Below are 13,012 nucleotides of genomic sequence, written 5' to 3' on the forward strand. Positions count from 1 at the left end.
TCAGAAAGAAAACAAGTCTCACCGTACCTAAGCAGTTTTTAATTGGGATTATCTCTATTGCGATAGGATTATCTTTCTTGCCAGTGGGCATTATGCTTGCCAATGCCAACGGTCAAAGCTCGGTGTTGTGGGTGAGTTTGTTTTTTGTGTTTCAGTCAATAGGGGAGTTGATGATAGCACCTATTGGCTATTCGATGATTGCACAGTTAGCTAAACCGAAACATCAAGGATTAATGATGGGGGTTTGGATGCTTTTAACGGGTAGCACGGCAAGTGTGGTTTCGAGTTATTTGTCGGGTACGGTGGAGATTAATGCCAGTGGTGCCAATGCTATTGCGATGAATGACAGTTATTTGATGTTGTTTGGGGTGTTGGCAGTGATTGGGTTTGTGGTGGCATTTGCTTTAATGATGATTATTAAAAAGTGGATTCATAGATAACATGATGTTTACGCTACCTAAAAACCCCATAACAATGCTTTTAATTATTCAAGCATTGTTCTCTGCAAGCTATGGGATTATTTACGCTTCAGGTTATATATTGTTTAAAAATAGCTTTTTAGTCAGTATCAACGAAAGCTTTGGTATTATTGGGGTATTTATCGCGGTTAGCGGTATGATTAGATTCTTTGCAACACGAATAGGTGAAAGGCTGCTTGATTACAAAAGCATTTTTGTTTTTTGCCTTATGGTGCAAGCCTTTGCCTTTTACATTATGTTTACCAAAGTTTTTTTGGTCGCTTTAATAGGGTTGACGCTTTTTACTACCGCTTACGCCTTTATCGTCGCTGCTTTTAATATGCTAATTGAAAATGAACTTGCCACACATAAGAATGCGGTCATTGATGGGATTAGTGCTTACTCAAAAAGTAGTATTTCTTTAAATGTCGGATTGTTTTTTGGGGCGTTGGTCGGATTTTTAGGGTTTGAATACAATGCTAGTATTTTGATTGGGGCACTATTAAACTACGGAGGCTTACTTTTGGCAATGCTCAGTTGGAAGCGCATTAAAGTAACCCGATTAGATAGTCTTAAAAAGAATCGCTACGTATCATTTTTAGCGGTCTTTATGCTTTTTGCGGTTTGTGTTTATATTGCCTTTTTGTTTTACCTTATTGTCTATATAGCTATGGTTTTAATGACGGTTTATATTATTGATAAGCTGCGTAAAACGTATCTGAAATTAAGTAGTGAACACAAAAAGCTTGCATCGGCATTTTTTCAGTATTTGTTTTACACAACATTTTTTTGGTTGTGTTATTTCCTTGTGCCAATGATTATTACACACTTTGCTCATTTAAAATCAAAAGTTGCCATCTTAGGCGTTGATATTGTCTTGCCCGCACAGTGGATAGCGACAGTAAATACTTTAATTATGGTCTTTTTTACTTTCTTGGTGCCATTGCTATTTATCAGAAAAAAGGTCAGTAACTATAACTTTTTTGCAGCCAGTATCTTTTTAATGCTATGTGGCTTTGTAGCACTTTTTATTGGTGTTGCGTTTACGGCACACACAGGCTTTTTTTATGTTGCTTTAGTGCTATTTTTTGTTATTGGCTTCTCATTTGGAGAGATAGCAATAAATCCTTGTGGTTTTAATATGATTAGCACAATCTTGCCAAAGAATCTTAGAAGTCTCTTTATGGGGTCATGGTTATTTTTCACAGGCAGTTTGTCAGCCGTTATGGCAAGCGTGTTATCTCAAGTATTCACCCCTTTAGAGTCTGTTTATAAGAATAACAATGAAGCCTTATCAAATATCTATTTCACATGGTGCTTTGGTGTTGTGTCATTGTTGTTAGCAGTTATTTTGATTTGTTTTTTGACGCTATCAAAAAAGCGTTGTTCAATATTGCAATAAGAGGGGGATTGAATGAAAAAGAAGTTATTTGTAGTAGGTAGTGGGATTAAAACACTAGGGCATTTCACAAAAGAGTTTATTACTTGTGCCACGCAGTCTGATATTGTCCTTTTTCTAAATAATGACCATATCACAAAAGAGTGGTACGAAAAATACTGTAAAAAAACGTATGATCTTAATGAGATTTACCAAAAAGATAATACTGTACATAGAAAGGATATATATTTAGCAATAGCTGATTATGTGATCAAATCCTTTGATGAACATGATAGTGTTTGTTTTTCGTTATACGGACATCCGTTTTTTTGCGCTCAACCTGCATTATATGCCATAGATGAAATAGCAAGAGAACGAGAGGATATAGAAATACATAGTTTTGCAGCGGTATCCGCACTTGATTGTCTTTGGAATGATTTAAGGGTTAATCCTGCTGAGAACGGAATGCAAATGTACGAAGCAAGTCACATGATTTATGAGGAAATACCGTTAATCTCTAAAGTTGACCTTGTTATATTGCAAGCAGGGTTTATTGACATTCAAACAATTCATACAGGGGAGCAAAAAGCAAATACAGACAAGCTCAAGCACCACTTACTTAAATACTATCATGTAGATAGTCAGATCATCATTTATCAAGCGGCTCAATATCCATCACAAGCCCCAGTGATTGATAAAATAAAACTAAATGAATTAGAATCAAATAAAGTAACCACATTGTCTACCATTTATATTGCAGGCAATAAGCAAAAACAAGGTGTTACAAGTGAATACTAAGACAAGATATATAATTATAATTGTTGCGACCATTTTATTTATCATAGGTTCTTGGCATATTTTAACCAGTAAAGCCGATGATAAAACAATTGGGTTCATTACCACGGACTATCACAACCCATTTTTTTATGAGATGCTTACAGGGTCGGTTAAGCAAGTCATGGCTAAAGGCTATAAAATAGAGATTAGGGAGTCAAACAATAACCCTGATCAAGAATTTTATTTAGTAAGGAAAATGGTCAGTGACGGTTTTAAGATTTTATTACTAAATCCAATTGATAACAAACTATCCAATACTGCGATTGATTACGCAGCAAAGCATAACGTCAAAGTGATTGCGCTTGATAGTCAAAGCAATAACAGCAATGTGTTAGCTAACGTATTATCTGATAATGCGCTTGGTGGTAAGTTAGCTGCTGAATATATGATTGAAAAAATGGGTAACAAGGGCAATGTAGTTATTATTAGAGGGATTACAACAACGTCTACGTCTGAAGATAGATATAATGGCTTTATGGATACAATTAAAACGAGCGATATTAATGTTATTGATACTGTCCGAGCTAACTTTAGTGAAACGCAAAGTTATTACGCTACGATTGATTTATTGTCACAACATGAAAATATCAATGGCATATTTGTTGAGAATGATGAGATGGCTATAGGTGCAGTAATGGCGATACAAGAGAAGTACCGCAAGAAAAGAAGAAGTCCTATTGTGATCGTAGGGTTTGATGGTACAAGCAGAGGGATTAGTGCCGTTAAAAATAATGTGATGTCTGCAACGATTAAGCAAGAGCCGTATAAAATAGGGCAGTTAGGCGTTGACTTAGCCATAGATTACTTAACAGGGAAAGAGGTTGAGCCTAAGATTTTAGTGCCAGTATATTTAATTACGCAAAAAGAAGCGGAAAAAATCAAAATAGACAACCGATATATTTATACTGATCATGTTTTTAATATTCCTAAATAAAATCTTCACAAAAGAACAAAAACAGACTAAAATGTTGAGCTATTGGGGAAAAAGAGCTTGATTAATTAAGCTTTTTTTGATTTTTTGTTAATTTTGGGGTATACCTTAGAATAAGGTTTAATAACAGAAAGTGAGCGTGGTTATGTCTTTGATGCAATATGAGAAAATGTTTGTTGATCTAGACTTTTTGAGTCAAGATGAAATTAAGATTTATAATACATTAATATCACCATTACCAGACGGTCAGCATATATCATATTAATACTGATCAATGATAAATCTGGTTACAATATATACTCTAGGTTAGAAATTATCTAATTTGTATCTGGTCTGTCCAATGATATTGATATAAGAGCTTTTGTGAAATTTGATCTTTTTGGGAAGCCATATAGCGATAAAGTATTGTATTCATCATATACTTTTCTGAATCTCGAATCATTATTAACCAACTTGGAAGCATCATGAAGATAATCTTTATTTCCAATTGGGGCATAATAATTTAGATTTAGATTACCTTGCATCTTCCCAAATGCAAGGGATTTTGTCAGTACATTGCTATTAAACTCATGTAAATAATATTCTATTGTTTTGTAAATTTTATCTAAATATGAGATTGGTTGAAATGTTTTTTGCTTGTTCACGGTTTGATTGTGTATGTATAAAGAGTAATATACAGGCTCATTATCAGTTTTATAGTTATACTTATATGGTGCAATCATAATTGGAGTTAGCCTATTTCCGTACCCATCAATAAATTTGTCGGAAATTTCTTTTCTGGGCATTAAACTTTCATCATGCACTGGAGCCAATCCAATAGCATCACCTAGCGATATCAACATAATGTTTTTTATTATCTCAAATACGTATTCTTGGTTAGTTGTTTTGTATTCTTGCGAGACTCTGTGCATGACAAAATCTAGATAAAAAGTTGATTTTCGATACTGATTAGCAAGGATAGCATTTTGGTATATATATTCTTTTAGCTTATGCCATTCAGGGTTAGACATTATTTCACTTTTCCATTCATTCCCAAATGCAAGAACTTTGCATCTCCATTTAATTGCACTAGGATTTATAAGTGATTTTAAAATATTATAATGATCTTGATTGTTTGATGGGTTTAATGACTTTTCAAGGTTATACTTACTTGATAGATTTAAGTAGTCCTTTGTCAAAGCTGTCATTGGTAGCATACAAATATTTCTAACCCCAGAATGGAAATGATAGATGTAATTTGGTTTAGACGGGTACTCTAAATTAATTTCGATATCAGATGTATAAGGGAAAAAATCTCCAGGCTGATACAGGTCATACGTGATGGTTTTATCACCTATTTGCAAAAATGTCTCAATTACTCCCTCAAGCAAAAGCATAAAAGGATGTTCTGTGTCTGGCAGTTTTACTGCTGTTTGTCCTTCAAACTTCTGATAGTAATAATGTTCATCGCTAATTATGTCGCCATATGGATATGATAAATTAAGTATTTTATACGGTGGGTTAATCTCATCAATGATTGCATAAAGTTTAGGGTTTAGCTTTTTAACTTTTCCTTTTATATCTTTCCAGTAAACTATATCTTCAATCATGTTCTTTATTTCAAGCCCTTGTTTTCTCTTATTATACAGCATGATTTTAAACAATCTAACAAATATAGTTATAAAAAAATTAATAACTATATTGAATAACTTTTAAATTATTGGTAAATTAAAATCCAGTTAAAAATTAATATTGAAGTTAGAAATGATGGATTGCGATATCAAAAATATTTTCCTTTTAAAAAATAATTATCATTCTAATTGTTTTAACAGAGTGGATTCAAACCAACAAGCCCAAGCCTACTACTCATTAATGACGCAATACGTCCAACAAACGGCAACAGAAAACACAAAAGGTTAGATTAAGTGGCAGATTTTAATTCAACATCAAGTTTCAACAACGCAGTGGGGGCTGGCGGTCGGAATCAGCAAGCAAACAAGGTAAGTCTTGCTGATTTTGGGCGTTTTAAAAAAATAAGAAACGAAAATTCAAGCTGCCAAAGCCCGAGTATAATTGTATTGTCAAGTAGCACTTCACGCCATACAGCAATTTTAAGGTATATATTTACTGGCTTATTCCCAAGTCAAGCGCAAAAAATCACTTTATTTTTCCCTTTAGCTATTTTGGATTTTGTAAAATCAGGTATCATTTCATTAAACATAATTCGAACTTATCGCGCCTCACACGCCTTTATGTTCTATTTAAGTTTAAATAAAAACAGGGAGTTTAGCTTGTCGCAAATAACATACTTGCAAAATTATTTGGTAGTGGTAGTCTTGGCGTTGTCTGAATTAAGAAGCAGATTGGGCTTAAGAAACCCTATAATCCTCGGTTTATATTGCACCGTTATTCGCAATATATCAGAAAGTAAGTGTGCATTATTAACTGCGCTTACTTCGTATTCGATCATGGCACATTGTTATGGTCGGGTAGGCGCAGAATATAATAGCTGTTTAACAGTGAATAATGCGCGCCGTTTAGGATTATGCGGTTTCTTAACTACCCGATCACCAAAACTAACAACAACAAAGGTGTCGCTATGGAACGCATGACTCAAAACATTAAGCATTCAAAAAATAATATTGAAGCTGTCCTTGAGCGTTCGCCTATTCATGCACAAAGCACATGGATAAAAGCCATTATCAAAGAAGTTGGCAAGATTGATGCTGCACATGTTTTGATTGATTCTTTAATATACAATATTAATAAATATAAATCTTTCGCCATAAATGGCGTTGACGAGTTTGGATTACTTTATTGCGCTAAAGAGTATCAAGAGCATTTAAAAGTGTCATATAAGCGTGCTAGAGCAATCCCAACTGATCTTGTCAATGATGGTTGGCTTGAATCTGTTGATCAAAGATTTACTTACAACAAAAAGTTCTACAAGCCGACATCTAAAGCTTTAGACTTCATCTATGGACTTCACTTAGTCCAAAATGACCATATAGGCGATAATGGCAATATAGACAAAATGGCACTTGTGCCAAATGGGCAAACTACTTGTGCCAATTTGCCGAAGTCATATAAGGATAAAAAACAAGATCAAAAAATAACAATCCGTAACAATCAGTACCAAGAATTAGAGAGTATAGGCGCAACTGAAAATTTTGATTGTTTCGATTGTGATGGGATTGTGATTTTTGATTTTTCTGAATTTGGACTTGAAGCCATCAAGTGCGAATCCATTTTGTATGATTATTTCACGGTCAACCAAGCAAAAGCCATCAACACGATAGCCCATGTCAACGCTGATAAAATCGATATTGTCGCTTTCAACAATGCCTTAGCTCGCAAAGACATCAAGCATGAAGCCAAAGACTTCAAGCAGTTTGTTAGTTGGTGTTACCTCGTAGCAGTTGATGCTAAAGGTGCCAGTGAAGTTAAGGGGTCGGTGACTTTTAGCGAGTGTGATTTGTCTGAATCTGTTGCTGCAAGTAACAACGTCAATCTTGGAAAGGTGAACCACCTCAGCGAAAAGAAAGCTGACAAAAACAGCAATATCAACCGTCAAATGAAACTCGATCTTGATGCCGTCATCAACGAATTAAAGGCAATCTTGGTTGACCAAAACCTTGAAGCGATTACAGCCAAGGTGCTTGAGCTTGAATCTCAATACGACATCGACAGCGAAAACGAGCTTGTTGCTGCGGTTCTGGTTGAGTTTGATGCAATCAGTGAAGATGACTTTTTAGGTTGGTTTGATGCTGCCAGTGATCTGAGAAATGCACTACCAAATCAATCACTGACAAGCAAGGAAGCTGACAATACGAATAACGCAAGTATCGTCAAAGGCGATAATGCCAATAATCTGGTGTCTGATCAAGCATATTACAGTGAAAAAAACGCGGAAAGTGTTACTTTTGTTGATGGTGATAGTGAAACTGGTATTGCCAGTGATCTGAGAAATATCGGTTTGAAGCAATCACTGACAACGGAGAACAACACTAATGCGTTAAATGTTGTTGCAGAGGATAATGCCGACAACAACCGTTTTGATCAAGTAAATGATAGCGGAAATTTTGAAATTGTTGTTGATGGGGTTGGTTTAAGTGAGGGTGAAAGTGTTGGTGTTAGCGATGTTGAAGTCGTTGGTTTTGGTGGTGATGGCAAAGGGCAGTGTAGAGATTCGCGCGAAACTGTCACAAACGATAATGGCTATCAACAAAGTAATGTTGCTGATAATGCTGTCAAAAACACTGAAACGGTCGTTGACCAGTTTTTAAACCTTGGAGAATCCAAGTATAAAGAGTTTGTAAAATTGTGTTTGCAACGTGGCTTTCCAAGTGAAACTAAAGTTATAGAATCAGCGACACGTGCTATTAGAGATTACGGCAAGTTGAATTTTGATCAATTATTTAAAGGCATTTGCTATGGTGATTTTTACGGTTTGAAGCTTATTGATAGTGAAGCGGTTACTGACATTGACGATAATAACAAAAAAAATCAATTACAGACAAAGGCTAAAAACCCATTATCAAGCAATCCAAGTTTGAATTTACCAACTTTGGCTGAGTTAAAAATGCCAGTAGTTGAAAAAGAGGTGATTAAAAAAGACTGGGCGAGCTTGGCACAACAATCTTTAGGATTAGCGGCAGTGACCGAATGCCAAAAAATAGCGCTGGTTGCGATTATTGATTACGTAAAGAGAAAGGGCGTTGTTATCACAAGTGATCAGGAAGTGTACGAGTGGCTTTATCATACGGTGGCAAATTACGAGTATTACTTTTCAGGGGCAACGAATTTTAAACATTTGGCAAATATTTTGATAAAGCGGTTGGTGAATAAGTCGTTTAATCGCCCAAGTGGTTTTGATACTTGGCGTAAAATGATCGGTGACGGTGAACGTGTTGTTAGCATGGATACTGACAAAAAAACGAACAAAAAAGATTTAAAAAATTATAGCAGTGAAATTGATCTTCTGCTTGGAAGAATTAATGACAAAATGAATGTCACAAACCCTAAAAAAGATGTAAAAAAACATCAAAAAAAGCTATATTCTAATAGGCGTACAGGTGGTTTTGTGGTATGATATATTTAACTTGAAAAGTGATAGTACAAACAGCCTTAATGATAACATTGTAGTCAAGTAGCTGTTTGATAACATTACAAAAGTTGTAGTTAAATTGTAATAAAAATTATAGGCTAGAGTGATAGCAAAAGAGGTGGTAAAAATGAATATGAAACGGACAGTGAAAGTAAAAAAGTAAGTTTGAGCGGTGGGAAAATTGCAGTTTTGGTAGACGTAAATTAGCCCACCGTCCGAATACTTACAACGAGTGCAAGCCTTTGTATCTTAAGGTTTTCTCCTGAGTTTATCAAGCTTGCAATCGTTGTTTTTAAGAAATAAATGTATAAAACAATGAGGTTTATCATGCAAAACATTAAAGACATTACCGAAAAAGTGCGTGTTGAATTGTTAAGGAAACACTTTAACCAAGGGCAATTCAGCGTTGAAGAATTACTTTTTGCTTGCCGTGTTTTTAGCAAAAAAACGCATTTAGAAAAAGGTAAAAAAATTTACGATAAAAAAATAACACGTAGACACTAACTTGTCATTTTTGACATTTTCACCATTTTTGATGATTTTGCAATCAGGGAATGAGAGGTTGAGTATGAACGTATCAGATTACACGCCAATTGAGCCGATAGGTTCAGATAGATTGTTAGAGGTTTAATTAGTTTTACCTTTGATTGTAGAGAGTGTCAAAAAGGATGAGTTAATGCCTTATTGATCGTTAGGTTGATTTGGTTTTTTAAAAGCCCGAGCTTTCGGGTGGGTTATATATTTGCACCTACTAAGCAGATGTTGAATGAGAAAGATAACAACGATCACTGTTAACGCACTGTTCTTGGTGCTGCACAAACACGCCCTTGGGGTGAAGTTATCAGTTATATAACCGTAGTACCTTGCGGGGGCTATGCTCTGTATAACTTACGTTTAACAAATAGATGCTGCTTAGTAGGTTTTAGGCATTATCTATTTGTTAAATATAAATAGAGAGAGAGGATTTTTAATGTCTATAAATAGGAATAGATCAACGCAAACTTTATTAAAAGAAGTCACCAAGGCGCAACTTGATTTAATGCACGATAGAAAGCCTTATATGGGAAGCACTAAGGATTATACGCTGAATGAGTGTAAGGTTTTTAAGCATTTTTATGATCATCATATCAGACTGGGTGAGCCATCTAATAGGGCAAGACTTATTGCTATGGGTGAGGTAAATCATCTTAATAAATTATCACGAAGTAAAAGGGTTGCTGTTAAATACAAGCAAGGTAAAGAAATTATCGGTAAGATTTTTAAGTTTACTCATCAGCATATTGCCTTAAAAACCAAGCCTAGCGATAAGCCTATTTGGTTAGATCGTAGGTATATTAGCTTGATTAAAACGGCTTGAATCAAGACAAAAACCCCTGCTTAATAATCCTTTTAATTCGCGTCAAGATGGGGGCTATCAGCGTTAAGCACCTAATCTACTTCATAACAAAGGGGAGTATGTTTCAATTAAGCTGTTTGTGTCATTTCGGGAATAATACAACAGGGAAATTGACATTTAAAGCGTGTCATTCGCTTTTATATTACTTTTTATAAAGAGATTTTGTAAAAAACATTCTTTTAAACAATATCGACGTCAACAAGCACGGCTACAATTCCATTCCCTCCCTTAGTGTAGTCGTGCTTGATGGGGTGGTTTTAAACTTCAACTATTCAAACAAGATCGGGGGCATTCATGCAAACACAATCAATCAGCCCGAAATCAGTCACCAACGCTGACAAATCAAAGTGGGGTGTAGATTTGGGTGTCGGTCAATCTTACTTGCCATTTGTGAAAATTGGCACAAGTACAAGTACAACGACAAAGCCAATCAAGAGGACAGCAACCATGAGGAGCGCAAACAAAGACGATATTAACAAAAAAATTGACGAGTTAAGACAACAGAAAAAACGGTACAAGTCATTGATCGATAAAATTTCAGTGGACTTGTTAAGGCAAGAAAAAAAGCTTTTGACAATGGAGCTTAGAGAGTTAAAGGGGCGGTGATATGGACACTAACCAATACAGAAAAAGCACTAGAATGTTGCTTATTACAGAGGCTATTGAAAATGGCAATATCAGTGACGTAATTAATGGCAAATATTGTAAGCCAAGAAGTGATATTGTAAGTGTTGTTTCTCGTGTTGCTGACACTGACAGTTTAAACTTTAAAGGTGAAAGAAAATGATAGCGGTATATATTGTTGGAATCATTTTTTTTAGTATTGCTTTCATTCAAGTTTCTTACCTTTGGTTTCAGCATAGAAGTTTGTTGACTAGGCACAGATTGACACTTAATAAAATTAATATTGATTTGCTTAAGTATGTTGGCAACGAAGCAGATAATAAAACTTACTTTGTTAAGCAAATATCACAGGTTTGTTATCACTTATCAGATGCTTATTCTAAAGGAATTATTAAGCATAACGACAGTGACAATAAGTCTAAATTTTTAAAGGAATTAAGCCTTGCGCTTGATGGTAAAAATGTAAGTTTTAATGATTTTTATTTTATTTGTAAAAATGACCTTTTTTTTCTTAGAGAAGAGCCTGAATCTATAGTGTTTATTTTAAATGATTTTTTCGGTAGCAAAGAGCCAATATCATCAATGTTAGTTATGAAATCTTTAACCAATTATCAAAAGTATAAGCAAACTTTTTTAAGTAAATCAGATCATGAGGTATTTACAATTGTTTAGATTCGAAAAGAAAAAAACTATTGACTTACAAACCAAGCTAAAAAATAACAATCAATATCCTTAACTGGATAGGTTTTTTCATATCAAAAATTTCATAAATCAATTTAAAAATAATCAAAAACCAAGGAGCAAAACATGCTAGTAGCATTCCCGAAACACAAAGAAATCAAGATCGGCAAAGTGGATTTTGTCGTTGAAGAAGTGACACCCAAAGAAACCTCAAAAGGCGATTTTATGTTGTCGTTGAAATTAAAGGTTAAAGACGATGTGGGTACTGAGCGCATTGTTTATGATTTTCTAATTTTTAACGACATGAACACATGGAAAATTGAGCTGTTTGGTGAGTCTTTAGGTATGGGTGATGAGTTCAGAAATTCCGAAGTTGAGACAGACGAGCTTGTAGGCAAAACTGGTAGTTGTATTTTAAGTCGAGAAGAAGATAAAAGCGAAAACCCGCGTTTTCCGTATCGGTATATGGTGGGGAGTTACTGTATTCCCGATAGTGGCAGTGATGGGGTCAATGTAGGTTCGGCTTTTGATAAAGCGGAATAGTTTCTAAAAAGTTTAAAATTCAATAATTATCTAAAGGATTTTCAGAATGAAAAATAAAATAAAATCGATTTTGGCATTGTCGCTGTTGGGTTTTGGTGTGGCGAATGCGTCTATATCTCAAGATATGGCAGAGTATTTTGACAAAAGAGATAATAAAACTAATGTTGACGCAAGTTCAGAGTATGCCAGTATAGCGGATTACTATGTTGAGTTGGCAGCAAAAAAGAAGGTTGAGCTTGCTAATTACGGTAATAATAATGCTTTAGAGTTAGCGTATAATGATTTACCTCATATGACTACTGGAAATGGTGCTATTGATTTATCTGAGCATGCCAGAGAGACTTTGAATAATGATCTTAAAGATTATACTTCAAGCCTACTTGTGACCACACAATCTTTTGAAAAAGCTATCGTTGACCCAACAACTGAAAACGTATCTGATTATCTTAGCAACTTAGCTTATGCGTCCAAACTTAATTTAGGTCAACTAAGAGCCTACGCTCAAGGTATTTTAGATTATCAAGCGCAAAACCCGAGTAATACAAAAGGGTCAGCGGCTTTGGCTTCCTTTGCTCATGGAGTCATTGATTACTATAACATAGTTTTTAAAGTGATTGAGGATAAGCCTTTAACTGAAAAAGAAAATCTAATTGTCAGCAAGTCTAATTATCCAATCATGGCAATGGCAAATAAAGCTGCGGTTGATCTTAACAACGGGATTTACAAAGGCATTGCAGATAATACATGCAATTATGGTTATGACTGCAACGAGGTTATTGCAAAATCGCATGATCTTTACTGGGCGCAAATTTTTCAATCTCAATCATACGCTGACCAAGAAATCATAGCTAACTCTACTAATTATGCAATTGGCTTAGGTTTAAATAAAAATTCACCGAATGCTTATAAGGTGCTTAATGATGTTAAAACACATGCTTATGGGCAAGCTCAGTTGGCAATGTTAGCAGATATTGGTGAGCAATTGAGATTATTGAATGTGTCACTTGATAGGTTGGCGGATAAGTGACTTAGGTAACTGATTTTATTTAAAATATTTTGTGTGAATATATAATCGTTC

14 protein-coding genes are annotated in these 13,012 nt (G+C 34.9%); 13 read left to right on the forward strand and 1 reads right to left on the reverse strand.

Going from position 1 to position 13,012, the window contains the following annotated elements; genetic code table 11:
- The 4 genes from IE867_RS10300 to IE867_RS10315 form a co-directional block, all read left to right on the forward strand.
- On the forward strand, positions 1-440 hold a 440-nt coding region (locus IE867_RS10300; protein WP_449720072.1), incomplete at its 5' end, for a POT-type proton-dependent oligopeptide transporter.
- Between the two features lies 1 nt (position 441).
- The gene (locus tag IE867_RS10305; protein WP_192484644.1) at positions 442-1,860 is read left to right on the forward strand and encodes an MFS transporter; all 1,419 of its coding nucleotides are present in this window, start codon (positions 442-444) and stop codon (positions 1,858-1,860) included.
- Positions 1,861-1,872: 12 nt separating this feature from the next.
- Positions 1,873-2,634, forward strand: coding sequence for an SAM-dependent methyltransferase (locus IE867_RS10310; protein WP_192484645.1), 762 nt, complete (start codon positions 1,873-1,875; stop codon positions 2,632-2,634).
- Positions 2,624-3,607: a sugar ABC transporter substrate-binding protein gene (locus tag IE867_RS10315; RefSeq protein ID WP_192484646.1), complete on the forward strand. Its 984-nt coding sequence runs from the start codon at positions 2,624-2,626 to the stop codon at positions 3,605-3,607. The genes IE867_RS10310 and IE867_RS10315 overlap by 11 nt, the downstream gene beginning before the upstream one ends.
- A 314-nt stretch (positions 3,608-3,921) precedes the next feature.
- On the opposite strand, the gene IE867_RS10320 is transcribed toward IE867_RS10315, so the two are convergent.
- Positions 3,922-5,193: a hypothetical protein gene (locus tag IE867_RS10320; RefSeq protein WP_192484647.1), complete on the reverse strand. Its 1,272-nt coding sequence runs from the start codon at positions 5,191-5,193 to the stop codon at positions 3,922-3,924.
- A gap of 315 nt (positions 5,194-5,508) precedes the next feature.
- On the opposite strand from IE867_RS10320, the gene IE867_RS10325 reads away from it, so the two are divergent.
- The 9 genes from IE867_RS10325 to IE867_RS10365 all read left to right on the forward strand — a co-directional run bounded on the left by IE867_RS10325 (position 5,509) and on the right by IE867_RS10365 (position 12,961).
- Positions 5,509-6,195 (forward strand): hypothetical protein, encoded by a 687-nt coding sequence (locus IE867_RS10325; RefSeq protein ID WP_192484648.1) that lies wholly within the window; start codon positions 5,509-5,511, stop codon positions 6,193-6,195.
- On the forward strand, positions 6,183-8,675 hold the full coding sequence (locus tag IE867_RS10330; protein ID WP_192484649.1) for a hypothetical protein: 2,493 nt from the start codon (positions 6,183-6,185) through the stop codon (positions 8,673-8,675). The genes IE867_RS10325 and IE867_RS10330 overlap by 13 nt, the downstream gene beginning before the upstream one ends.
- Before the next feature lie 342 nt (positions 8,676-9,017).
- Positions 9,018-9,194, forward strand: a complete 177-nt coding sequence (locus IE867_RS10335) for a hypothetical protein (RefSeq protein ID WP_192484650.1) — start codon at positions 9,018-9,020, stop codon at positions 9,192-9,194.
- Positions 9,195-9,660: 466 nt separating this feature from the next.
- The gene (locus tag IE867_RS10340) at positions 9,661-10,047 is read left to right on the forward strand and encodes a hypothetical protein (RefSeq protein ID WP_192484651.1); all 387 of its coding nucleotides are present in this window, start codon (positions 9,661-9,663) and stop codon (positions 10,045-10,047) included.
- A 333-nt stretch (positions 10,048-10,380) separates the two neighbouring features.
- Positions 10,381-10,692, forward strand: coding sequence for a hypothetical protein (locus IE867_RS10345; RefSeq protein ID WP_192484652.1), 312 nt, complete (start codon positions 10,381-10,383; stop codon positions 10,690-10,692).
- 1 nt (position 10,693) lies between these two features.
- On the forward strand, positions 10,694-10,873 hold the full coding sequence (locus IE867_RS10350) for a hypothetical protein (protein ID WP_192484653.1): 180 nt from the start codon (positions 10,694-10,696) through the stop codon (positions 10,871-10,873).
- Entirely contained in the window at positions 10,870-11,382 is a 513-nt protein-coding gene (locus IE867_RS10355) for a hypothetical protein (RefSeq protein WP_192484654.1), read from the forward strand. Before IE867_RS10350 ends, IE867_RS10355 begins: the two co-directional genes overlap by 4 nt.
- Positions 11,383-11,517: 135 nt before the next feature.
- Positions 11,518-11,934 (forward strand): hypothetical protein, encoded by a 417-nt coding sequence (locus tag IE867_RS10360; RefSeq protein WP_192484655.1) that lies wholly within the window; start codon positions 11,518-11,520, stop codon positions 11,932-11,934.
- A 46-nt stretch (positions 11,935-11,980) separates the two neighbouring features.
- Entirely contained in the window at positions 11,981-12,961 is a 981-nt protein-coding gene (locus IE867_RS10365; RefSeq protein WP_192484656.1) for a hypothetical protein, read from the forward strand.
- Positions 12,962-13,012: the final 51 nt, after the last annotated feature.

Origin of the sequence: Cysteiniphilum marinum, from assembly GCF_014857925.1 — a bacterium.
In the GTDB taxonomy this organism is placed as follows: domain Bacteria; phylum Pseudomonadota; class Gammaproteobacteria; order Francisellales; family Francisellaceae; genus Caedibacter; species Caedibacter marinus.

Bases quoted from the DNA above. Each gene is read 5' to 3' on its own strand.
- IE867_RS10365 (WP_192484656.1), top strand. From the start codon at position 11,981: ATGAAAAATAAAATAAAATCGATTTTGGCATTGTCGCTGTTGGGTTTT.
- IE867_RS10335 (WP_192484650.1), top strand. From the start codon at position 9,018: ATGCAAAACATTAAAGACATTACCGAAAAAGTGCGTGTTGAATTGTTA.
- IE867_RS10355 (WP_192484654.1), top strand. From the start codon at position 10,870: ATGATAGCGGTATATATTGTTGGAATCATTTTTTTTAGTATTGCTTTC.
- IE867_RS10350 (WP_192484653.1), top strand. From the start codon at position 10,694: ATGGACACTAACCAATACAGAAAAAGCACTAGAATGTTGCTTATTACA.
- IE867_RS10310 (WP_192484645.1), top strand. From the start codon at position 1,873: ATGAAAAAGAAGTTATTTGTAGTAGGTAGTGGGATTAAAACACTAGGG.
- IE867_RS10340 (WP_192484651.1), top strand. From the start codon at position 9,661: ATGTCTATAAATAGGAATAGATCAACGCAAACTTTATTAAAAGAAGTC.
- IE867_RS10330 (WP_192484649.1), top strand. From the start codon at position 6,183: ATGGAACGCATGACTCAAAACATTAAGCATTCAAAAAATAATATTGAA.
- IE867_RS10360 (WP_192484655.1), top strand. From the start codon at position 11,518: ATGCTAGTAGCATTCCCGAAACACAAAGAAATCAAGATCGGCAAAGTG.
- IE867_RS10305 (WP_192484644.1), top strand. From the start codon at position 442: ATGATGTTTACGCTACCTAAAAACCCCATAACAATGCTTTTAATTATT.
- IE867_RS10345 (WP_192484652.1), top strand. From the start codon at position 10,381: ATGCAAACACAATCAATCAGCCCGAAATCAGTCACCAACGCTGACAAA.
- IE867_RS10320 (WP_192484647.1), bottom strand. From the start codon at position 5,193: ATGATTGAAGATATAGTTTACTGGAAAGATATAAAAGGAAAAGTTAAA.